This window comes from Colwellia sp. MB02u-14 (assembly GCF_014076915.1).
Classification (GTDB): Bacteria; Pseudomonadota; Gammaproteobacteria; order Enterobacterales; family Alteromonadaceae; genus Colwellia_A.
Genome location: NZ_JACGUX010000072.1, coordinates 1 through 23,757 on the forward strand (window position 1 = coordinate 1; position 23,757 = coordinate 23,757).

At 37.2% G+C, this 23,757-nt stretch carries 22 protein-coding genes; 9 read left to right on the plus strand and 13 right to left on the minus strand.

Annotated elements, in window-relative coordinates; all coding sequences use genetic code 11:
* Window positions 1-836: 836 nt before the first annotated feature.
* From H4J52_RS20470 to H4J52_RS19995, 3 genes are all read right to left on the minus strand, one after another.
* Window positions 837-1,040, minus strand: coding sequence for an enoyl-CoA hydratase-related protein (locus tag H4J52_RS20470; RefSeq protein ID WP_182224609.1), 204 nt, complete (start codon window positions 1,038-1,040; stop codon window positions 837-839).
* 63 nt (window positions 1,041-1,103) lie between these two features.
* A complete protein-coding gene (locus tag H4J52_RS09585) occupies window positions 1,104-1,400 on the minus strand; it encodes a hypothetical protein (protein WP_259367848.1) in 297 nt (98 codons plus the stop codon).
* A 6-nt stretch (window positions 1,401-1,406) separates the two neighbouring features.
* Window positions 1,407-1,601, minus strand: coding sequence for a hypothetical protein (locus H4J52_RS19995; protein ID WP_259367849.1), 195 nt, complete (start codon window positions 1,599-1,601; stop codon window positions 1,407-1,409).
* A gap of 451 nt (window positions 1,602-2,052) precedes the next feature.
* Here H4J52_RS19995 and H4J52_RS09590 point away from each other — a divergent pair, with 451 nt between their 5' ends.
* The 3 genes from H4J52_RS09590 (at window position 2,053) to H4J52_RS09600 (ending at window position 6,789) form a co-directional block, all read left to right on the plus strand.
* Window positions 2,053-2,400: a DUF2946 domain-containing protein gene (locus H4J52_RS09590; RefSeq protein WP_182224574.1), complete on the plus strand. Its 348-nt coding sequence runs from the start codon at window positions 2,053-2,055 to the stop codon at window positions 2,398-2,400.
* Window positions 2,401-2,494: 94 nt separating this feature from the next.
* Window positions 2,495-3,619 (plus strand): efflux RND transporter periplasmic adaptor subunit, encoded by a 1,125-nt coding sequence (locus tag H4J52_RS09595; protein WP_182224575.1) that lies wholly within the window; start codon window positions 2,495-2,497, stop codon window positions 3,617-3,619.
* A 14-nt stretch (window positions 3,620-3,633) separates the two neighbouring features.
* Window positions 3,634-6,789, plus strand: coding sequence for an efflux RND transporter permease subunit (locus tag H4J52_RS09600; RefSeq protein ID WP_182224576.1), 3,156 nt, complete (start codon window positions 3,634-3,636; stop codon window positions 6,787-6,789).
* Window positions 6,790-6,898: 109 nt separating this feature from the next.
* Here the strand turns inward: H4J52_RS09600 and H4J52_RS09605 are convergent, their stop codons facing one another.
* The 6 genes from H4J52_RS09605 to ffh form a co-directional block, all read right to left on the minus strand.
* Window positions 6,899-7,492: a DUF3365 domain-containing protein gene (locus tag H4J52_RS09605; RefSeq protein WP_182181765.1), complete on the minus strand. Its 594-nt coding sequence runs from the start codon at window positions 7,490-7,492 to the stop codon at window positions 6,899-6,901.
* Between the two features lie 454 nt (window positions 7,493-7,946).
* Window positions 7,947-8,300, minus strand: a complete 354-nt coding sequence (gene rplS / locus H4J52_RS09615) for a 50S ribosomal protein L19 (protein WP_070375882.1) — start codon at window positions 8,298-8,300, stop codon at window positions 7,947-7,949.
* A 37-nt stretch (window positions 8,301-8,337) separates the two neighbouring features.
* Entirely contained in the window at window positions 8,338-9,159 is an 822-nt protein-coding gene (gene trmD, locus H4J52_RS09620) for a tRNA (guanosine(37)-N1)-methyltransferase TrmD (protein ID WP_259366505.1), read from the minus strand.
* Window position 9,160: 1 nt separating this feature from the next.
* Window positions 9,161-9,691, minus strand: a complete 531-nt coding sequence (gene rimM, locus H4J52_RS09625) for a ribosome maturation factor RimM (protein WP_404842677.1) — start codon at window positions 9,689-9,691, stop codon at window positions 9,161-9,163.
* A 26-nt stretch (window positions 9,692-9,717) separates the two neighbouring features.
* Window positions 9,718-9,966 carry a 30S ribosomal protein S16 gene (rpsP, locus tag H4J52_RS09630; RefSeq protein ID WP_070375880.1) on the minus strand — a complete coding sequence of 83 codons (249 nt, stop codon included), beginning with the start codon at window positions 9,964-9,966 and terminating at the stop codon, window positions 9,718-9,720.
* Window positions 9,967-10,281: 315 nt separating this feature from the next.
* Window positions 10,282-11,667 (minus strand): signal recognition particle protein, encoded by a 1,386-nt coding sequence (ffh, locus tag H4J52_RS09635; RefSeq protein ID WP_182181764.1) that lies wholly within the window; start codon window positions 11,665-11,667, stop codon window positions 10,282-10,284.
* A 259-nt stretch (window positions 11,668-11,926) separates the two neighbouring features.
* On the opposite strand from ffh, the gene H4J52_RS09640 reads away from it, so the two are divergent.
* From H4J52_RS09640 to H4J52_RS09650, 3 genes are all read left to right on the plus strand, one after another.
* A complete protein-coding gene (locus tag H4J52_RS09640) occupies window positions 11,927-13,033 on the plus strand; it encodes an SO_0444 family Cu/Zn efflux transporter (protein WP_182181763.1) in 1,107 nt (368 codons plus the stop codon).
* An 89-nt stretch (window positions 13,034-13,122) separates the two neighbouring features.
* Window positions 13,123-13,923 (plus strand): cytochrome c biogenesis protein CcsA, encoded by an 801-nt coding sequence (locus H4J52_RS09645; RefSeq protein WP_182181762.1) that lies wholly within the window; start codon window positions 13,123-13,125, stop codon window positions 13,921-13,923.
* Window positions 13,924-13,999: 76 nt separating this feature from the next.
* The gene (locus tag H4J52_RS09650; RefSeq protein ID WP_182181761.1) at window positions 14,000-15,283 is read left to right on the plus strand and encodes an HlyC/CorC family transporter; all 1,284 of its coding nucleotides are present in this window, start codon (window positions 14,000-14,002) and stop codon (window positions 15,281-15,283) included.
* 564 nt (window positions 15,284-15,847) lie between these two features.
* On the opposite strand, the gene H4J52_RS09655 is transcribed toward H4J52_RS09650, so the two are convergent.
* Window positions 15,848-16,468, minus strand: a complete 621-nt coding sequence (locus H4J52_RS09655; protein ID WP_182181760.1) for a hypothetical protein — start codon at window positions 16,466-16,468, stop codon at window positions 15,848-15,850.
* Window positions 16,469-17,161: 693 nt separating this feature from the next.
* Window positions 17,162-18,733 (minus strand): glutamate--cysteine ligase, encoded by a 1,572-nt coding sequence (gene gshA, locus H4J52_RS09660; RefSeq protein ID WP_310649591.1) that lies wholly within the window; start codon window positions 18,731-18,733, stop codon window positions 17,162-17,164.
* Window positions 18,734-18,992: 259 nt separating this feature from the next.
* On the opposite strand from gshA, the gene H4J52_RS09665 reads away from it, so the two are divergent.
* Both H4J52_RS09665 and H4J52_RS09670 read left to right on the plus strand, forming a co-directional pair.
* Window positions 18,993-20,354 (plus strand): Na+/H+ antiporter NhaC family protein, encoded by a 1,362-nt coding sequence (locus H4J52_RS09665; RefSeq protein WP_182181759.1) that lies wholly within the window; start codon window positions 18,993-18,995, stop codon window positions 20,352-20,354.
* Complete coding sequence (locus H4J52_RS09670) at window positions 20,355-21,062, plus strand: TIGR01621 family pseudouridine synthase (protein WP_310649590.1); 708 nt, start codon at window positions 20,355-20,357, stop codon at window positions 21,060-21,062.
* A 107-nt stretch (window positions 21,063-21,169) separates the two neighbouring features.
* On the opposite strand, the gene H4J52_RS09675 is transcribed toward H4J52_RS09670, so the two are convergent.
* Together H4J52_RS09675 and H4J52_RS09680 are read right to left on the minus strand one after the other, a co-directional pair.
* Window positions 21,170-22,525 carry a sodium-dependent transporter gene (locus tag H4J52_RS09675; RefSeq protein ID WP_182181758.1) on the minus strand — a complete coding sequence of 452 codons (1,356 nt, stop codon included), beginning with the start codon at window positions 22,523-22,525 and terminating at the stop codon, window positions 21,170-21,172.
* A 243-nt stretch (window positions 22,526-22,768) separates the two neighbouring features.
* On the minus strand, window positions 22,769-23,251 hold the full coding sequence (locus H4J52_RS09680; RefSeq protein ID WP_182224577.1) for a YajQ family cyclic di-GMP-binding protein: 483 nt from the start codon (window positions 23,249-23,251) through the stop codon (window positions 22,769-22,771).
* A gap of 143 nt (window positions 23,252-23,394) precedes the next feature.
* Here H4J52_RS09680 and H4J52_RS09685 point away from each other — a divergent pair, with 143 nt between their 5' ends.
* Complete coding sequence (locus H4J52_RS09685; RefSeq protein ID WP_182181756.1) at window positions 23,395-23,757, plus strand: hypothetical protein; 363 nt, start codon at window positions 23,395-23,397, stop codon at window positions 23,755-23,757.

Genomic DNA, 23,757 nt, shown 5'->3' on the forward strand with positions numbered 1-23,757 from the left:
TATTTATAAATTTATTTATTTATTTATTTTAAATAATCCGAATTAATTCGGCGAATCGTTACACAAAAATAACAATTCACAGCATTCTTACCCGAAAAAATTAATTTTTCAAGTTTATTACGAAAAAAACTGTTCCATGCCAATAAAGCATAAGACGCTTTATATATGAGGCATAACCATAATATTCATTATTGGTGTACAGCTTTATTTGCACTAAATTGTAAAATAGCTGTTCAACATTATTAATAACAAGTTACATCAGTAATTCGTCGCAATTATTTAATAAGTAAATAATTCAGCCAGAATAACGGAGAAATAATAGTCTCATTTTAATAGAATATAAGGGAGTAAATAAATAGATCAAGAGATTATTCTAATGAGGTTCATTTAAATTAAAACCAATAATTTCATAGGCTAATATAGAAAAAACCAGTAAAGTCACTAAAAATATATGTAAGTACTTTTGTCGTGACAATAGCTTAAAACTAGCTTGGACCACGTTGTTGATATAAGCATAAAAAGGGTTACTTCTATCAATTAATACAACCGGTATTGAGTGGAGAATGACACTCTAAAAGCACGATGAGTTAAATGATAATATTTATACGATTAAACTGCTTATTAATCATGACTGTTCAATAAACAAGCAACAAATATTCAATAAAAATATATTATTTCTTCACGCATTGACATGTGCATTTCAGAAATCTCCCCATTGTGGTTCACGTTTATCAAAAAAAGCACAAACACATTCCTCTAAAAGCATCGCTGCAACCATGCTGGCCCAGCATGAGCGAAAGCAGTTTCAATTGGTATTTCTAATTGCTGATAAAAGCTTATTTACCCAATTTTATGCAGATGGCTAATTTACTAGCAATTTTTTGTGCCAGCTTTTCTGTTTCTTCCAATAGAAAATCAGTAGGTACTGCACGATTAATTAAACCAAAACGTACCGCGTCTGCTACTAAAAAAAGATCGACTGTTAACGCTAATTCCGTGGCATCTTTGGGTGAATATTTCTTCCAATGCCTACCAAAGATATACTACAAAAAGTACCAAGATTAACGCCTAGGGTATAAAATTTAGCATTTTCACTGCAATCGCTAATTTTCATTACCACCGCCTAAGTAGAATTGTTTTACATCTTCATTATTTAGCAATTGACCTTGCGTGCCATCAAGCACTATTTTTCCTGACTTCATAATGTAGCCATAGTCTGCTGCTTTGATCACGTAATTGGAATTTTGCTCAACCACCAGCATACTAATACCTTGGTCACGATTAATTTTGCCAATAATATCGAACACTTCTTTCACTAAAAGTGGTGACAAGCCCATGGAAGGTTCATCAAAACAGATCATTTTAGGACGCGCTATTAATGCTCGCCCTCTCGCTAACATTTGTTGCTAGCCTCCTGAAAAATAACCTGCTAATCCAGTACGTTCTTTTAAGCGATTAAGATAGTTATAGACCATTTCGATATCTTGATTAATATTTTTGTCATTGCGGGTGTAAGCGCCTAACTTTAGGTTTTCAAATAGCGGTTTAGCTGTTGCTATTTTAGCTGCAGCTTGTGACATAAATACTTCATAAAACTGCATAAAAATTCATAAAAATTCATAAAAACTCATAAAGGCAGGTTCTTAATTATTCCCTGCCTTTATGGGCTAAAATAAATAAAAACGAATGAATATTAGTAACCTAACCAGTCATCACTACGTTCTAAAGTAACCGACATCACTTTTTCAATTTTTGTATCACCGCCGTTATAATTACCTTTATAGATATTTAATTGGTTAACGCCTCGGTGATCTTTATTGGTCTAGTTAGCGGCTAAAAACGCTCTCTAATTGTAATTCCAAAGGATACCGCACAATAATATTCTTATTTATGCTTTTATTTTAAAATAGTCCTATTGCCACTAAATATTGCTACCTTGGTATAATAAAACCTGATTGAACACCTACCGACCATTCGCTATTTATTGACTAAGAATTTGATTTAGCTTAGCATTCGCCGGTCTCTATTTGTAAATTGAAGAATGCAGTAAAAATGAAAAACATTTGGCTTGGCTTTTTAATAGTACTATCGATTGCATTGCAATCGTTTGTTGCTGTGGCTAATTCAGACAATAATCATCAACTTGACGCTCAACATTTGCAAACTAAACATTCTCATGAAGTTGACTATCTCGAATCATTGCAAGAAACGGCTGAAAACCAGCATAACGTCAAAGATTGTCATCACTGTGGGCATTGCCAAGGTTCACATACTCAGTGGTTATTAACCAATAGAACACTCTCTAAAAGCATTAAACTATTAATCCCTAATCAATACTTTTATCTTGTTCATGTAGATAAGAGCTTTACAGAGCAACCTATACGCCCCCCCATCGCTTAATTTAAATGTACTAAATTTTCCGCAACAATTTTTTTTGAACTAAATAATAAATTTAGTTTTGTTGCAACGTTTACTTTTAAATAAAGAGATAATCATGACCAACTCTATTAATAACGTCATAAAGCTCAGCCTGCTGGGCACTGTATTTTATGGCTTGATAACTTTTTCAAACAATGTACTTGCGTTTAATAGCACTAAAGAGGCACATACAGAAGGAGTTAGTTTTAGCATTGAACAGTTAACATTAGCGAATATTAAAGTATCAACCCTAAACCCGAGAATTTTTGCTCGAAGCGTCTATGCACCTGGCGAAGTAAAAGCGAATGGTTACACCAGCTATATTGTATCGCCTCGAACAGAGTCGGTCGTCATAAGTCGTCATGCCATCTTGGGTGAGCATGTTGAAAAAGACCAGCCATTGGTCACTTTATTTAGTGAATCGGTAGCACAAGCGCAAGCAAACTATCGTGTTACCTATAGCGAATGGCAACGTAATAGCAAGTTAGGTAAAGGTACGGTAAGTGAAAGCCTTTTACTGAAAAGTGAAACTGATTACATCGCAGCTTTCGGCCGTTTAACCGCATTTGGGTTAACGAAAACAGCTATTGAAGATATTGCTAAAAATAACTCATCAAATTTGGGTGAATATACCTTAGTGGCAAAGCGTGCTGGCGCCGTATTAAGTGATGATTTTGCACAAGGACAGCGAGTTTCTTCCGGTGAAAAAATTATGATTTTGGCTAACGAAGAAAACTTATGGGTAGAAGCACGTGTTTCGCCAAACAAAAAGCTGAATTTACCCGCAGGAACATCTGCTGAAATAGAGTTTGCTGGCCAAAGTTATGATGCTCGAGTGATCCAAGAAGCTCACACTATCGACCCAAGTACCCGAACCAGAATTGTCAGATTGTCGGTCGAAAATAAAGATGACACTTTGCATTCAGGCATGTTTGTTAATGTTAATTTCCAGTTTGATACGCTAACCCCCGTAATAGCGGTGCCCGAAACCGCATTAATGCGGGGAGCTGATGGCGATTGGACTGTCTTTGTTGAAGACAATCCCGGTGAATTTGAGGCTGTTGAAGTTGAATTAGGTCAACCTTTAGGCAATTACCGTCAAATCATTGGTATTGCCCCCAATACACGAGTGGTTACCCAAGGTGCATTTTTTGTTGCTTCTGAAATAGTAAAAGGCGGATTTGATCCGCATAACCACTAATTAGGGGTATGACCATGTTTAATAAAATAATTGATTGGTCGATAGATAATCGACTACTGGTGATCATCGCGCTCATCACCACGATGGTAGGATCTATTATAGTGATCCCAAACCTAAACCTTGATGCGTTTCCAGAGGTAACCAACGTTCAGGTCGCAGTAAATACCGAGGCTCCAGGCTTAGCCGCAGAAGAAGTGGAGCAGTTAATAACCTACCCTATTGAGGCAGTAATGTATGCACTGCCTGATGTAGAACAAGTAAGATCCATTTCAAAAACAGGTCTTTCTGGCGTTACCGTTGTTTTCAAAGAAGGTACCGATATCTATTTTGCTCGCCAACTCGTCTTTGAACGACTCCAAGCTGCTAAAGCGCTCATACCACAAGGTTTGGGTACTCCTGCAATGGGGCCTAATACTTCAGGCATGGGTCAGGTCTTTCAGTATTTGCTCATTGGAGATAAAGATTCAGGTTACGACTCAATGACCTTAAGAAGTTTAAACGACTGGTTAGTTAAATTATTGGTTATGCCCGTTGACGGTGTTACCGACGTATTATCTTTTGGTGGCAGCGTTAGGCAGTATCAGGTAAATATAGAACCTAGTAAGTTACTTTCTTACCAGTTAACACAAGATGATATTGTCACAGCACTCGATAGAAATAATGCTAATGTTGGGGGTTGGTATATGAACCGAGGGCAAGAGCAGTTAGTTATTCGTGGTACAGGTTGGTTTAATAGTGGTGAAGCCGGTTTAGCTGATATTAAACAAGTTCCAGTTAAAACGGTGTCAGGCACTGTGGTCACTATAGAAGATATTGCTACGGTTTCTTTAGGCAATGAAATTCGTCAAGGCGCTGCCACCATGACGCGAAGAAATAAACAAGGAAATATTGAAAGCTTAGGTGAGGTTGTATCCGGTATTGTATTAAAACGTATTGGCGCAAATACCAAAGCAACGATTGACGGTATTAATGATCACATTCCAATGATCAATCAAGCCCTGCCCAATGGTGTTCGTTTTGAACCTTTCTATGACCAAGCAGATTTAATTACAAAGGCGGTTGATACGGTAGTTGAAGCACTCGCCTTAGCCTTTGTCTTTATTGCGGTGATACTCGCCTTATTTTTAATGAATTTAACTGCAACGTTTTTAGTATTAATGTCAATTCCCATTTCTGTAGGTATCGCGCTTATGGTGATGTCTTGGATGGGATTATCGGCTAATTTAATGTCTCTCGGCGGTATTGCGGTGGCAATAGGTATGTTAGTTGATGGGTCTGTGGTGATGGTTGAAAATATGTTTAAACATTTAAACCGCGCAGATCCCTTACTCAATAAGAATAGTGCAGAACAAGAGGTTCCTCTGCGATTAAAAGAGGCAGGAAAAGAGGTTGCCCGTCCAGTATTTTTTGCTGCTGCTATTATTTTGGTGGTATTTGCCCCCCTCTTTAGCTTTGAAGGTGTTGAAGCTAAGCTTTTTCAGCCTATGGCTATTAGTATTATTTTAGCGGTTATTTCAGCAATTTTGGTGGCGATTTTAGTGGTACCAGCCCTTGCAAGCTTTATGTTTAGAAATGGCATAAAGCAAAGGGAGAGCTTTATTTTAAAACCGATAGACAAAGGGTATCGCCAATGCCTAAAAGTGGCAATGAGACACACTAAAACAGTGGTTGTTACTTCAATACTCTTATTTTTGTGGGCTTTATCAATAGTGCCTCAAATAGGTACCGAGTTTGTACCTGAACTTGAAGAAGGCACCATTAATCTTAGAGTAACACTTGCACCATCTTCAAGTTTAGAAACCGCATTAACCGTTGCGCCTATTCTGGAAAAAAAGCTAATGGAATTTCCTGAGGTAGAATATGCACTAAGTCGTATCGGCCGTGCTGAAATAGGCGGCGATCCCGAGCCGGTCAATAACATCGAAATATATATCGGTTTAAAACCACTATTACAATGGAGCAGTGCTGAAAATCGCTTTGAACTGCAAAATTTAATGGCAGAGAAACTGGCACAATTACCCGGCTTACTGCTTAACTTTTCACAGCCAATAGCAACACGTGTCGACGAACTACTGTCGGGTGTAAAAGCACAATTAGCGATTAAGTTATTTGGCCCTGAATTAGCCACACTTGCTAAAAAAGGGCAAGAAATTGAAGCAGCAATCAAACAGGTTAATGGAGCGAGAGATGTGGCCTTAGAGCAAATTGCTGGTGAAGCCCAATTGGTAATAAAACCCAAAAGACAGCAACTCTCTCGTTTTGGCTTATCTGTTGGCGATGTAATGGATGTCGTTAAAAATGGCATTGGGGGGGTAAGTGCGGGACAAATTATTAATGGTAACGAGCGATATGATATTTACGTGCGACTAGCAGAAAAATATAGAAATAGCCCAGAAGCCATTGCAGATCTTCGTATACAGTCACCTAGTGGAGCTTGGGTGCGCTTGGGAGATATCGCCACTATCGCATTTGAATCAGGCCCTCCACAGGTTCGCAGAGATGATGTTCAACGTCGTGTTGTTATTCAAGCAAATGTACAAGACCGAGATATGGGCAGCGTTGTTGCTGACATTCGTAAAACAATTGCAAACAAAGTGGATTTGCCTGCAGGTTATTCGGTCGTTATTGGTGGTCAGTTTAAGAATCAACAACGAGCACAGCAAAGGCTGTTACTTGTTGTACCTTTATCGCTGGCATTAATTGCTTTATTACTTTATGTTGCTTTTGGCTCAGTTGGTCAAGCGATGCTTATTTTGGTTAATGTCCCCTTAGCTATTATTGGTGGTATTTTCTCACTTTATCTAACTGAGCAATACTTATCTGTACCGAGCTCTGTTGGTTTTATTACTCTATTTGGTGTTGCTGTGCTCAATGGTGTGGTGATGGTCGAAAGTATAAATCAACGTATTAAAGAAGGTCTTACAACGTCAAGTGCGGTCTTTGATGGTGCGGCGTCTCGACTGCGCCCAGTTTTAATGACGGCAATGACTTCTGCATTAGGTTTAATCCCCATAATGATGTCCGATGGGGTTGGCGCAGAAATACAACGCCCACTTGCCAGTGTTATTGTTGGAGGCCTAGTGACAGCGACTTTTTTAACCTTATTTGTTTTGCCTGTTTTATATCGCTTCTTTTCTAAAGCAAAAATAAAACAACTAACAAAAAGTTAATACGCTAAAACAAAGCCTGAATAACCAATGATTCAGGCTTTGTTTATCCTATAAAATTTACGTTTACTTCTCTAAAGTTTTATTCGTCAAAAGTTAATATCATAAAAATTTAGTTCATTATTTTTTGTAAGGTAAATGCACCACGAATATCACCCATCTTAAAGCCTATAGCCTGATCGTTAGGGTATAGCGATTTCACTTTATCAGTAATTTCGTCGCCTAAATTAATTCCATGACAGGTTAGACATGCACCTACAATCGGTATTGGTTTCATATAACGGTAAACTAATTGATCACCCTCTTTTACTGTTTCAGCATATTCCATCGTTTTTAAATTTTCTCCGGCAATTTTACGTTTTTCAAATTGCTGTAAAACTGCCAACTCCCACTCATCTGGTGTGTTCTTTTCGTTTCGAACTCTCATTGAAGTCCGTGCTATGCTCCAACCTGATAAAGACGCATGTTTTGTAGCGATAGGTTCCGCTTCAATATTACAAACCATTAATGCTTTTATGGGTCCTTCTGACTTTATTGCTGTTATTAATACCTGTTTTAAATCAGTACCGAACGCGTTAACTAAAGCACGAGCTTGCTGAATATCTTGATTAGCTACTTTTTCTTGTGCATTCGCAAGTAAAGGTAAAAACGTGAAGATACTCGCAATTAACACATTAATACTTATTGATTTGATAGGTATTTCCATTGTTACAATGTCCTTTAGTGGGTTCATCGAGAGTAAGCACACTCGCTGAGCGAAGTAATCGCTGTGCTATTTGCAATCGTTGCACTTGCCTAACAGTATTATTAGCTTAAACAGGTAAAAAATATATCGCCTTATCTGATATTTAACGAAAAAAATATATCATCGAATTACTTATTCAATATAGTAACCGACCAAAAATACTAGCGGATAGCTTAAAAATAAGTGTGAGAACGTTATATAGAAAATTACAAAAGCATCAATTGAAGAGTAAGGACTTTATGTGAATGAAGGGATTGATCTAATATTTGATTAAAAAACTGCTGATATTATTCTTCTACTCAGGGCATGTCTATTTTGTCGTAAACAGTCCTTCAAAAACAAAAAAAGCCTGAATAACGAATTATTCAGGCTTTTTTTATGCGTATTGCTAAAGCAAAACTTGGTTAAAAAGAGATTATCTTTTTGCCAATTTCTCTTTAATACGTGCTTTACGGCCAGATAGCTCGCGCAAGTAGTAAAGTTTAGCTTGACGTACATCACCGCGGCGTTTGACTTCAATAGAGTCAACAATTGGGCTATGTGTCTGGAATACACGTTCTACACCAACACCGTTCGAGATTTTACGAACAGTGAATGCAGAATTGATGCCACGGCTTTTTATTGCAATAACGACGCCTTCAAATGCTTGAAGACGTGATTTATCACCTTCTGTAACTTTTACTTGTACAACAACAGTGTCGCCTGGTGCGAATGCTGGTAAATCTGTTTTCATCTGCTCTTTTTCGAGCATATCAATAATGTTACTCATAATACCTTCTTCCTAGAGTTCACAGGCATCAACAACGTTATTTGTTATCATCTTTAATAGAAGCTAACATTTTCTGTTGTTCCGCTGTCAGAGCTAGGTTAGTTAATAATTCTGGTCTTCTGGTCCATGTTCTTTCTAGTGACTTAAACATACGCCATTGCTTTATGTGCTCGTGATTACCACTTAATAACACTTTAGGTACCGACATAGCTTCTGTTGAAGTGTCGAGTACTTCTGGCCTTGTGTAATGAGGACAATCTAACAACCCCTCTGAGAAAGAATCTTGCTCAGCAGATTGATTATGTCCTAATACACCCGGCACAAAACGTGCTATAGCATCGATCATATTCATTGCGGGGAGTTCTCCTCCACTCAAAACATAATCACCAACAGACCATTCTTCGTCGATTTCCGACTCAATTAATCGTTCGTCTATGCCTTCATAACGCCCTGCTATAAATAACAGTTTATTATGTTGTGCTAATTCACGTACACCAGCTTGGTCGAGTTTACGTCCCTGCGGCGACAAATATATAACCTTAACTTGTTCTTTATCAGAACTACTATCATCACCTGTTGCAGAATCTGTTGCGATATTCGCAGCAGCTTTTGCGGTTTTAATAGCATCACGTAGCGGTTGCACCATCATTAACATGCCCGGACCACCACCATAAGGACGGTCGTCAACGGTTCTATGCTTATCGTGTGTAAAGTCTCTTGGATTCCACTTATGAAATTCAATTAACCCGTTACGGATCGCTCGGCCTGTCACCCCATACTCTGTAATGGCGTCAAACATCTCAGGGAAAAGGCTTATCACCCCATACCATCGTTTGTTTGTTGAAACGCTATTACTCAAGTTAGAAACCTGGGTCCCAGTCAACACAAATTTGTTTATTTTCAGCACTAATCGATTTTACAACTTGTTCAAAAAGATACGGAATTAAACGCTCTTTTTGACCAAAACCGTCATTACGATTAGCTTTTACAACCAGTACATCGTTAGCGCCAGTTTCTAAAATTTCAGAAACTTGACCAAGGTCGTAACCTTTGTCAGTAACAACAGACATGCCGATTAAATCGCGCCAGTAAAACTCCCCGTCGGGCAATTCTGCTAGTGCGCTTTCGTTAACAAATATTTCTGAACCAACAAGCTTTTGGGCTATATCGCGATCATCAATGCCTGCAACATGAACAACAAGACCGTTATTGTGTTTGCGCCAATCAGATATATCGACTGATTGTATTTTATTCCCTAATTTTAGAGACCAAGGAAAATAGTCTAATATAGCTTCGGTTTCATCAGTGAATGAATGAATTTTCAACCAACCTTTGATACCGTAAACTGCGCCTACTTTACCTAGGATGACTTCTTTATTTATTTCTTCCACAACAACTCCTCAACCTACTAAATTAATTAAGCTGCTACTTGAGCGTCTTTAACTAACTTAGCCACACGATCAGATAAACCAGCACCCTGACCAACCCAATGGTTGATACGGTCTAGGTCTAAGCGTAATTTCTCAGCTTGACCTTCTGCTGTTGGGTTGAAAAAGCCAACTTTCTCGATGAAACGACCATCGCGAGAGTTACGGCTATCTGCAACAACAACCTGATAGAATGGACGCTTTTTGGCGCCGCCACGAGCTAAACGAATGGTTACCATATCGCCCTCTATTATTTAAAGTGTTAAAACGAATTTTCCAGACATTTCCTGACACCCTAGGTGACAGAAAAGCTCGCGTATTTTACGCTTCCTAGGATAAATAGCAAGTATAAAGATCGCCCAGTGCGAATGATAAACCTGAAAGACTAAAGACTAAAAGCAAAAAAGGTAGCGAATGCTACCTTTTGAAATAAAATATTGTTAATCTTAACGGCCGAACATCCCGCCACCTGGTCCACCACCTGCACCGCCTGGGGGCATCATGCCTTTCCATAGGGTATTGCCGCATCATTATTTTTTATAAATGATGTTATCTTAACGGCCGAACATCCCGCCACCTGCACCACCACCGCCTGGAGGCATCATGCCTTTCATGGAACGCATCATTTTTTGCATTCCACCTTTACCCGACATTTTTTTCATCATTTTTTGCATTTGCATAAATTGTTTTAATAAACGATTCACATCTTGAATTTGTGTGCCAGACCCTGCTGCAATTCTCCGCTTTCGAGAACCTTTAATAATATCAGGTCGCGCACGTTCACCTTTTGTCATAGAGCTAATAATCGCTTCCATACGTAAGGTCAATTTATCATCCATCTGATCTTTGATTTTATCAGACATATTGCCCATACCTGGCAATTTGTCCATCATGCTGGTCATGCCACCCATATTTTTCATTTGCACGAGTTGCTCACGAAAGTCTTCTAAGTCAAAGCTTTTACCACTTTTAAACTTTTTAGCGAGTTGTTCAGCTTTTTTCTTATCAACCTTTTGCTCAACTTCTTCAATTAAAGAAAGTACGTCACCCATACCAAGAATGCGAGAAGCAATACGGTCAGGATGGAAAGGTTCTAATGCTTCAATTTTTTCGCCAACACCCATAAATTTAATAGGCTTGCCGGTAATATGACGAATAGAAAGCGCAGCACCGCCTCGGGCGTCACCGTCAGTTTTTGTTAAGATAATACCGGTTAGCGGTAAAGCGTCGCCAAAGGCTTTCGCCGTGTTAGCAGCATCTTGTCCCGTCATCGCATCAACGGTGAATAATGTTTCTATTGGATTTATAGCGGCATGCAGATCTTGAATCTCAGTCATCATGTCTTTATCGACATGTAAACGACCCGCTGTATCAACAATTAATACGTCAAAGAAGTTCTTTTTCGCATGATCAATAGCCGCATTAGCAATATCTATTGGCTTTTGTGAAATATCACTTGGAAAAAAATCAACGCTTATTTCATTGGCCAATGTTTCAAGTTGTTTAATAGCTGCAGGTCGATAAACATCAACACTGACCACTAATACTTTTTTCTTCTCTCGTTCAGTGAGATATTTTGATAACTTTGCAACAGAGGTGGTTTTACCCGCACCTTGTAAACCAGCCATTAATACAATAGCCGGTGGAGCCGCTTTTAAATTAAGTGTCTCATTCACTTCACCCATGGCATGTTCAAGTTCTTTTTGAACAATTTTTACGAAGACTTGCCCAGGGGTTAAGCTTTTAGAGACATCTTGACCAACTGCGCTTTCTTTTACTTTAGCGATAAAGTCACGAATAACAGGTAAAGCGACATCGGCTTCAAGAAGTGCCATACGCACTTCACGTAACGTTTCTTTGATATTGTCTTCAGTTAACCGGCCTCGGCCACTGATATTTTTTAACGTTTTGGTTAAACGATCGGAAAGATTCTCAAACATGTGCGACTCTATATTGTGCTGAATATAAAAATTATTGCATATTATACCCGCCAATAAAATAAGCGAAAGGATTAATAGCAATTCCAATAAGTTTCTTCGCATTCAACACGCATTAAATTTATCAATTGGGTACGGCATTAGATAACAGCCGGTGAAATAAATAAATCATCGTTATTTGATGTAGTGTAATGCACCTTAAAATAAATATGGTAAGCTGTAGTCTTGTTTAACTTTTTACATAAATAACAGTGTGAATGTCTTGGAATATTTATCTACATTACTGACAAACTTTTTAGCCTTAAGTGCTGAAGCGAGTCCTTGGTTATTATTAGGTTTACTCATTGCAGGTTTGATGAAATCTTGGGTACCGACTAAAATTTTAAGTCAACATTTGGGTGAAGGAAAACTCGCCATTATTAAAGCGGCTATTATTGGTGCCCCCCTACCTTTATGCTCATGTGGTGTTATCCCAGTAGCGACTGAATTACGCCGCAGCGGTGCTTCAGCATCAGCAACCTCATCCTTCTTAGTGGCAACTCCCGAAACAGGCGTTGACTCAGTTTCAGTCTCTTACGCTTTATTAGGCCCCGTTTTTGCTATTTATCGACCAATAACGGCAATATTTTCTGCCATTATCACGGGCTTACTCGTTTCAACAATAAAAAAAGAAGATATTACCCTACCTAAAGCGACATCTAAAGATACCCCTAGTTGTTGTCCGAGTAAGAAAGAAGTCGCTGTTGAGCCATTACTAACAACCGAAGATGTTAAGTCTTCGTGTTGTGCGAGTGAAAAAAAAATAGCTACAACTAAAAAATCAGCAAGCTTTCTCAGTAAAACCACCTCAGGTATTCATTACGCCGCAACACAATTGATTGACGACATCATCATCTGGTTATTAGTCGGTCTGATTTTTGCTACCTTAATAAAGACATTCCTACCCGCCTCTTTTTTACTCAGCTATGGCAGTGGTTTAGGCGCAATGTTAGTGATGATTATTATTTCAATTCCAATGTATATTTGTGCGACCGCATCAACACCTGTCGCTGCGGGTTTTATTTTAGCCGGTATATCACCCGGCACTGCATTAGTCTTTATGATGGCAGGCCCAGCAACAAATATTTCAACATTAGGCGTCATTAAAAATGAAATGGGCAGCAGTGTTTTAATAAAATACTTATTAGGCATTTCGTTATGTGCGATAGGCTTTGGTCTGTTACTTGATTGGGGCTTACTGTTTTTCGATATAAACATTACTCAGCAAATGCAACACAGCCATGAATTACTGCCTTTTTGGTTTGGAATAACTTGCGCAGGTTTAATTGCCTTCTTATCGATAAAACCCTTAAGAAAATTAGTTTTATAGTTTTAATATAGGGTGTATTACCCGCATTCTGATAGAATCGTTTGCCGGTATAAATACCTAAATTTTAAGTTCTTGTGTGGGAGCACGTTGTGAGTTTTTCGGATATTTGTTCTTTAATTGCATTTTTTGCTTATGCGGTTGCAACTTCTGCAATGTTATTACGTTTGTTTCACCCTAAAGGACCTAATTTAATTTTTGTGCTATTTTTTGGTTGTTTAGCTATGGTGCTACATACCTTAAGTAATGCACAGTTTTTAGTGGCTCAAGCGGACATTAACTTTGCATTGCCTAATGTTATTTCTTTAGTCAGTTTAATTATTTGTTTATCCATCTCTGCCTTTGCATTACGCTATAAAGTGAATTTATTATTACCGGTTATTTATGGCTTTGCAGGTATTTGGCAATTACTGATGGTATTCATACCTAGCGTAGAACAAGCCCCCTTAATTAATCATCAATTAAGTGTGATAAGCCATGTGACACTTGCGCTGCTTTCTTATTGTACTTTAGTCATTGCGACACTTTACGCGTTTCAAGTCGCTTACATCAATTTTAAATTAAAAACAAAAAATTTATCAGCGGTTAACCACCTACCCCCACTAATGCAGGTTGAAGGTCAGCTTTTTATTATTTTAAGTATTGGCACGTGTTTTTTATTACTCAGTCAGGTTATTGGCTTCTTATTTTTAGATGGTATGATCTCACATGAAAATGTACATAAAACCGTATTGTCTATTTTAGCCCTGCTAGTCTATACAACAACACTCTGGGGACATTATAATAGAGGTTGGCGCGGTCATCGTGTGTTAATATTAATGGTTACTGGCAGTGCTTTATTAACATTGGCATATTTTGGTAGTCGGTTTGTTAAAGAATTTATTTTACTGTAAATTATCATAATAATGGTCATTAAGTACGTTATAACGTACCCAATGATTATCTACAACACAATATAGGGTTCCTTTTTTGGACAACATATCAACGGAAATGCTCTTTGCCATTCTTGGCATTCTAATTATTCTATCAGCCTATTTTTCAGGATCTGAAACTGGCATTATGTCGCTTAATCGCTATCGACTTCGCCATTTAGAAAAACAAAATCATCAGGGTGCTAAACGCGTTAGTAAATTGTTAGAACGTCCAGACCGTTTAATTGGTTTGATACTCATTGGCAACAACCTGGTTAACATTGCAGCCTCTGCGATAGCCACTATTATCGGTTTACGGTTATTTGGTGACATGGGTGTGTTAATTGCAACCATTGCATTAACACTTGTTGTGCTTATCTTTTCTGAAGTCACTCCAAAAACATTAGCCGCGTTATACCCTGAAAAAATAGCGTTTCCGAGCTCAATTGTCTTATCTTTTTTATTAAAGCTGTTGTTCCCCTTTGTTGTTGCTGTAAATTGGATAACTAACGGTTTATTAATGTTGATTGGCGTAAGCTCTGAACAACGTGTACAGCATAGCTTAAGCTCTGAAGAGCTAAGAACGGTAGTGAATGACTCTGGCGCAATGTTGCCAGAACGTGATCAAAATATGTTGGTGGGCATTCTTGATTTAGAAAAGGTAACGGTTGAAGATATTATGATCCCTCGTAATGAATTAGTGGGTATTGATATCAATGAAGACTGGAAAAAAATTCAGAAACAATTAGCCCAATCAAATCACACTCGTGTTTTATTATATCGAGACAACATGGATGATGTCGTTGGCTACATTCACCTTCGTGATGCACTAAAGCTCTTATTCAAAAATCAATTTACTAAGACCACTTTAATCCGAGCAATAAAAGAATTATATTTTATTCCTGAAGGCACAACACTCAATGTACAACTTTTAAAGTTTCAGCATGCTAAAGAACGCTTGGGCTTAGTTGTCGATGAATATGGCGATATTCAAGGTTTAGTCACCCTAGAAGATATTTTAGAGGAAGTCGTTGGTGATTTCACCACAACGATGACACCCACCACAAGCGAGGAAGTTAATGCTCAGCCTGATGGTAGTTACTTAGTTGACGGTAGTGCCACCGTTAGAGACATTAATAAAGAAATGACATGGACTTTCCCCACCAATGGCCCTAAAACATTAAATGGCTTAATTATCGAATATTTAGAAGATATTCCAGAAGCTAATTTGAGTGTTCGTATCGCTGGCTACCCATTAGAAATTGTTGATGTTTCAGATAACATGATAAAAACAGTTAGGATCCTGCCAGAACTTTATATTGATGAAGAGAAAGAAAAGTAACAACGATTGTCTTGTCTCTGATAAAAACAAAGGCCTTAAACCCCCCATTTAAGGCCTTTGTTTATAATTAACTAGTTATACAAGTAATTTTATTTTTATGTGCTTACATCCTCTTTTGTGGATAATACCATCAACAAACAAAGTTATTAACAAAGTTACCCACAACCATTGTTCTATTAATGATTTTTCCACAATTTCTGTGGATAACAAAACACAGCCCAATAAGAGCCAGCCCTCGAATAATGCAATGCCTTTCTTTAAAATTTATGAAGTTTTTTTTACAAGGGTTTTAATTATATAAAACTTGGGTATTTACGAGAATTTTTACTGTAGAAAAGTTATGTGGGCACTCTTTCTGCTAGCGACTATATGGAGGATTAATGATTGATTATTTAATCCTAAAAATTGAAAAGCATAATCTTTTATAAAAGATCATGCTAATTACAACCCCACTCATTATCTGATCATTTCACGGTTAACATAACCAATAACAACGTATAAAGTAGAGCATCTAATTAATGAATTAGCAGTAAACTTATATACTGCGATCTTAAGTAAATCCTATTAACCAAAAAATAATCGCCACAACCAACCGTGATTTAAATCAGCTTCACAGCTTTTCAATTGACTACTGTAACGTCGTGCTCGGTTATCCACTTTTCGTGAAACTTTGACCAACCAGGGCTTCTTTTTATAAGAACGGCGCTTAAACCCCCCCCAACCTTCATGATAATTTAAGTATTGATTATAGGCATCCCATTTAGAGACCTTATTAATTTTTTGTGTCTTAAAAATAAACCACCCCATAAAGTCGATTGCATCATCGAAATCATCACGATCCGCGCCTGAATTATCTGTTTCTCTAATGTAATCACCCCAAGTCATTGTTTTTGCTTGTGAATAACCATAGGCAGTGCTTACCCGACCCCATGGAATAAAACCCAACAGATAATCTCTAGGGGGTAAAGCTCCCGCTCTGAATGAACTTTCTTGATACATCATGCTCATAGGTACATGAATAGGTACCCCCCAACGCTCTCGTACTTCCTTGGCTGCAAAATACCAATCACGATGTTCACGAAAAATATCACAAATATTTTCAGGATTTTTGGGCGGTGAAGTTGCACAACTTGCTAGGAGTACAATGCTCAACAATGAAATAAAAAAAGGCTTAATAAACGACATAACATCAATACGTTATTGAATTAGATATTGTTATCATGCCAGAAACATAGCTTTATACCAACTAGATAATTTTTAGAAAGAGGTGATGATAAAATTTTTTGTAATTTATATGAAATTTATTGAACTATAACAAGTATTCCTGTTCTTACTGATTAAGTGTTTTATGTTTCCCTTAGTTTTTATGTTTTTATTGCGCATTCTTTTTTAAGTAATGCGTTTTTTTTTGCTTAAATTCCACCAAAGAAAAAGTAAAAAGACACCTAAATAAATTGAACTAAACCATCAACAATCACTCTTACTTTATGAGAGTTATGTTTCCCTTAGTGTTTATGTTTTTATTGCGCATTCCTTTTTAGGTAATGCGTTTTTTTTTGCTTAAATTCAACCAAAGAAAAAGTAAAAAGACACCTAAATAAATTGAACTAAACCATCAACAATCACTCCTACTTTATGAGAGTTATATTTCCTTTAGTGTTTATGTTTTTATTGCGCATTCTTTTTTAAGTAATGCGTTTTTTTTTGCTTTTTTTTAACAAAGATAAAGAAAAGGGTAATTGTAAAATGCAGCTGTATTTAAAAAGCGAATAAAAACGTCATCCGTTAAGGGGTATAGAAAGTGGCATATTCAAAAGTGCTTTCAGATAAGTTAATAGCGCGTAACCTTCACGCTATTAACGAGTTAATAAACGCAATCTATGCAGAAAAGTAATCGGCTAAAAATGTATCAAAGTCGATTTTATCTGCACTTTCAATGTCGTTTTGTTCTTGATGTGATTTTATCGCCGCTTCAGTAAAGTACTGCTCACTATAAATTTGATAATCTCTATTAAGTAATTCTTGACGGTATTCATGTGCTTGTCCTAAAGCGATTCCCGTTAAGCTCTTATTTTGGTTTACTACACAATCAAGTAATTGAGCAGAAGGCGTTAAATTGGGATCAATCAATTTTTTTTGTTCATTCGCTACAGCCTGACTATATTTTTCACCGCCATACGCACTATCCAACAAGATTGCTACTTTCTGCATTTCTTTGAAAATTTCATTGCCCCACGCTTTAACTGATTTATCACAACCATTATCATTAAGTAGCAAAAGAGGATCTCGACCGCGAACTACAATTTCATCCATATTTTCATCACAACTTTGTTGTTGTTGACAAGTAAATAAAGGACTTTCTGCTAATGCACAATAAGTGATAAAAACATCAAGGAAGTAAACTTGATCAATACTTATCCCCGTATCTGAGAATGGATTAACATCAAGAGCACGTACTTCAATATATTCAACCCCTCTATTTCTCAATGCTTCTGAAGGCTTCTCACCAGATTTAGCCACTTGTTTAGGTCGAATAGGCGCGTAAAGTTCATTTTCAATCTGCAGAATGTTGCTATTTAGCTGCTGATATTTACCATTAACTTTTACACCAAAGGCTGCAAAATTTTCTGAGGGTAAATGAATTGCATTTTGCACACCATCTAAATAACCGTCTAGGTCGTTATAACAAATCTCCAGTGATGATTGTTCACTATTGGTGTAGCCTAAATCACTCATTCTCAATGAGGTCGCATATTCAAGATACATATACCCACTGGCTGACTTTTTAAAAGGTAATGAGGTCGTTTTATTTTTCAAAAATGAACCACAAATGGTCGGCGAGCTACCGTAAAGGTAAGGTATTAACCAACAATATCGTTTGTAGTTACGTAATAATGCAAAGTATCCTTGCGATATAAAGTCATTTATAGGTGCCTTATTTTCTGAAATTTTTTGCATACTTTGCCAAAAACTTTGAGAAAATGAGAAATTAAAATGAATCCCCGAAATAACCTGCATCATACTGCCATAACGATTCTTCAACCCTTGACGATAAGCAGTTTTCATCTGACCCACATTTGACGACCCATAGTTTGCCAGTGGTATAGCGTCGTCGTTGTCAACAAAACACGGCATACTCATTGGCCAAATCAATTCACCATCAATTTTACTTAAGGTATACTTTTGAATATCTTGCAGTTGCGCGATAGTGGTTTCAGGGTTAAAACTTACCGGAGTGATAAATTCTAATAATGTTTCTGAATAGTCTGTTGTAATATTAGGATGTGTTAGTGCAGAGCCTAAGCTCTTATGATGTGGTTTTAACGATAAACGTCCTTCAGGCAAAACACGTAAACCTTCACGTTCTATGCCTCGCCCAATGCCTGTTAAGGAAGATAAATGTTCGTCTTGGCTAAATGCCATTACATAGTCATCAAAAGAAAGTTTCAAAAATAATCCCTAAATACATTAAGCGTAACTGCTAATCACTATTTGAGGGTAATAATTAGCTTTTCAATACTTTACTGTATTAAAAAGGTAATCTAAAGTAGCACCCTCAAAATATTATTTATTTTTCTAAAAACACAAGACCGTAATACTCTGCATTTATTTTCAAAATAAAACTCAAACTCTGTTTAAAGCAGTTTCTAAAAATTTGCGCTTACGGTAAAGTGTTCAACAAAATAATAATAAGAAAATAGTTAAAATCATGCAAGATAGTCCTTTATCATTACTTCCCCCTTTTATCGCCATTGTTATTGCCGTATGGCGAAAAAATTCTTTATTAGCGTTATTTTGTGGTGTGATTTTAGCCACTATAATGTCGTCAAATTGGCAAGTAATAAATGGCTTAACCGATGGTTTTCTAGCGATTGGCGGTGTATTCACCTCAACGAGTAATCTCTATATTGTTAGCTTCAGTTTACTCATTGGTGCTTTAGTTACCTTAATGAATAAGTCTGGTGCAGTAAATGGCTTTATCGAAAAATTGTCATCCTTAAATTTAGTCAAAAACGCGCGTCAAGCAAGTATGTTACCGACCATAATTGGTACTAGTATTTTTACAGACACTAATTTAAGTATGTTTACTGCCGGTATGGCAAGTCAAAAATTATTTGATAAATATAAAATGAGTCGCGCAAAATTGGCGTACCTTATTGACTCAACTTGTGCACCTGTCAGTATTTTATTATTAGTGAATGGCTGGGGCGCTTATGTATTAGGCTTACTTGATGACTATCAACTTGCTGACTCGGTTGGTGTTTTAATTGGTACTGTTAGTTATAACTTTTATGCGATAATCGCTATTGTATTGGCTTTTTACACCGCTTATAGCGGTAAGCTTTATGGGCCAATGAAAAGAGCTGAGTCAAAAGTGACAGCGCAACAACAAGACGCGATCAAAAAAACGGCTCCTGCCTATATAATGTGGCTCCCCCTATTATCATTATTAACGATGACCTTAGTTTTATTATGGATAACAGGTGATGGTGATATTCGTCGCGGCTCAGGCTCATTTTCTGTCTTTTGGTCAATCACCAGCGCTTTCATCTTGTTAGTCGTATTCATTGGCTTTCATAAATTACTTAACTTTAAAGAAATCACCATGAACTCCATAGAGGGCGCTAAACACATATTCCCTGCAGTTGCGATTCTAGTGTTGTCGTTTGCCTTTGGTGATGCAATAAAAGGTTTGGGTACAGGAATTTATGTCAGTGAATTGTTTAATATTGAATTACCGTTATATTTAATGGCTCCGGTTATTTTTATTGCCGCTGCTTTAATGGCTTTTGCAACAGGAACCTCTTGGGGGACTTTCGCGATATTGGTACCTATTGCTGTGCCTATTGCTCAGCAAAGTGGTTTACCTATAGAGTTTTTAGTCGCTGCCGTATTAGGCGGTGGTGTCTTTGGCGACCACGCTTCGCCTATTTCTGATACAACCGTAGTCGCCTCAATCGCCAGCGGGTGTGACCATTTCGAACATGTTAAAACACAATTACCCTATGCATTATTTGGTGGCGTGATAACCATTATTCTTTATATCTTCGTCGGTTTAGGACTTTCATAAGTGCAATTGATAAATATAATTTTTCAACACGATGATTTTATCATCGCAGAAAAGCCGGCAAACGTTAACTTTCATGATGAAGGTAAGCTAGATAATGGTTTTTTTAATCAGATAAAAAAACAGCAAAAGGAGCAAGGTAACATTAACGATTTATATCCAGTTCATCGCCTTGATAAAATGACTTCTGGCCTGATGATATTTGCAAAGAACTTACCTACTGCTCAACAATTTCAGCAACTATTTGAACAACATAATATTGAAAAATACTACCTTGCAATAAGTGATAAAAAACCAAAGAAAAAACAAGGATTAATTCAAGGTGATATGGAAAAAAGTCGCCGTGGTATGTGGAAATTACTGCGTAGCCAAGTAAACCCAGCTATTACACAGTTCTTGTCGTATTCACTCAATGATGGACAACGTTTATATTTATTGAAACCCTATAGTGGCAAGACTCATCAATTACGCGTGGCGTTATCAAGTATCGGCTCACCCATACTCGGCGATCCGCTTTACGCAACCCAAACCTCTGATCAAGAGCAACGTGGCTATTTACATGCATATGCGCTGAAGTTTACTTTAAACGAGCAAACCTATCAGTATATGCTGCCCCCTTCTTTTGGCGAAAAATACTTAACACAACCTTGCCAACAACAATTAGAAAATATCAAAGAACCATGGTCACTTGCTTGGCCAAGTAGAAGTTAGCGGCTGTAGATACTGAACGGTCATAACGAGCAGAGCACCGTTCATCCTGAACATAAAAAGCGAGCTAAGCTCGCTTTTTATTAATCAAATTTTTAAATTCTGTGTGTTTAAAAAAGATTCAAAGAATGAATAAAAACGACACCAATAGCCGTTGGACAAACAAACTTAGTATACCAAGGCCAAATTTTCCAAAAAACACTATGTTTGGCATCTTTATTGCCTTCCTTTAGTTCCATCAAAACATCATTTCTGTGCCAGATCCAACCAACGAATACGCAACATAACATCGCTATAATTGGCTGTCCGTATTGTGTTGCTGTAATAGCAACAAAATCGAGCATTGTTTCAATATTTAAAATAATACCAACGCTCAATACAAAAATACCGAGACCAATTAAGGTTGTTGCTTTTTCTCTAGGGGTATCGTGGCGTTCAACGACATAAGATACCGGACCTTCAAGCATCGAAATAGAGGACGTTAAAGCAGCAATAGACATCAGTAAAAAAAAAGCAAAAGCAACAAACGCGCCCATATTTCCCATACTTTCAAACAAGCTTGGCAATACAGTAAACACTAAATTTGAACCATTAATTAAGCTACCGTCTTCAGCAAAAATAGCTACGCCTTGAGCTTGAGCAACATACATAGCAGGAATAATTAATAAACCGGCTAAAAATGCGATAGAAACATCAATTAAAGTGACTTGCGCGCCAAGCGTGACTAAATTTTCTTTCTTTGAAATATATGAACCGTAGATAATCATAACACTGGTACCTAGCGATAAAGAAAAGAAGGCTTGTCCGAGTGCACTGATCAATAAATCAGCTTCAAATACACGTGAAAAATCGGGGTTCAAATAAGCATTTAGACCTTCTGCAGCACCGTCTAAGGTCACAACATAAATAATTAATAAAATTAATAGGCCAATAAGCATCGGCATTAACCGTTTAGACCATTTTTCAATACCATTTTCAACACCATGGCGAATAATAAAAACCGTTAAAACCATGAATAAAGCGGTAAAACCTAAATTACGCCATAATGATTGTGCAATAACCCATTGAGCCGCATCACTAAGCCCAATAAAGCTCAAAACAGGCTCTACAGCATAAGCCATCATCCAACCGGCTAAAATCCCATAAAAGCTGAGAATAAGTGCTGCACAGACAATGCCACCAAAACCAACAAAAAAGGCGAATTTTTTCTGCCAAAAACTACGCGACATTTTTTCTAGCGAGCTAACAGCATTTGCCTGCCCATATCTGCCTATCAATAATTCAGCCATAAAAGCCGGATAAGCTAAGCAGAAAGCTAGAACTAAATAAACCAAAACAAAAGCAGCACCACCATTACTTGCTGTTTGCGTTGGAAAACCCCAAATATTTCCTAAACCAACAGCCGAGCCTGCCGCTGCCATGATAAAACCAATGCGAGAACTAAACCCACCTCTTGAAACACTCATTAAACATAATCTTTATTATTATTAGAATGCGGTTAATTTACTTAATGTACCAACAAATAAACAGCCTTAATTGCGTAAAAGTAAGCAATTTGTCAGTAAAATCATCTAACCCTTGTAAAGATAAGGTTACTCATTAAGTAAAGTTCAAAATCAATGTATAAAAAAACAGCACTGGTGGCGCTGTTTTTTTATATTCGATTGGATCACCTTATAGATTAAGTTGGCTCAAAGTAAGGGACTTAATTAGTCGCGGAAGTTATTAAACTGAAACGACTGCTCTAAATCACTTTCCCTAATGAGTTGCATCACCGCTTGTAAATCATCACGCTTTTTACCTGTTATGCGCACTTGCTCACCTTGAATGGCCGCTTGCACTTTTAACTTACTGTCTTTAATGAGCTTAATCACTTTTTTCGCGATAGGTTGCTCAATACCTTCTTTAAATGAAAGTTTCTGAGTAAAGGTTCTACCTGAGTGTTCGGTATTAGAAAGGGTTAAAGCTTTAGCGTCAATATTACGTTTTGCCAATTGTCCGCGCACCATGTCGACTAATTGTCTTATTTGAAAGTCGGCTTCAGCTTTCAATACGACATTGGGTTTTTTCCATTCAATACTTGCTTCAACACCGCGAAAATCGAAACGCGTTTCTAATTCTCTAATACAATTTTCAGTTGCATTTCTTACTTCTTCCAAATTAATTTCGGAAACGACATCCATTGATGGCATGATATTGGCCTTTCGCTAATTCAATATATAAGTACTGGTAATCTTAACAAAGCACTACTAGTGGGTAAAGGTCATCGCAACGGCTATTTTCACATGTTATGATGGATTATTACAAATTTATACATCCATAAAAATACGTCTCAATGAAAAGTTACCTTCAACTATTAATTATCTTAATTTCTTTATTGGTTCTGGTGCTGATTTTTTTAATCCCCGGTGATTTTAAAACGAGTGTCATTAATAAAATACAGATAGATACTATTGGCCATATTATTGGTTTTTTTGGACTAACTTTACTTTTAGTCGGTTTACTTAAGCTCCCGCTAATCAATACTGTAATTTGTTTGTTTTTTTATAGCGGGCTTACAGAATTAAGCCAATATTATTTAGGCTTTCGCCGTGGTGAATTTTTTGATTTTATTGCTAACATAGTCGGTGTTTCTCTCTTTGCTATTTTCTATTGGGTATTTACCGTTTATGGTAAGCCTCCGCGATTAAAAAATTAA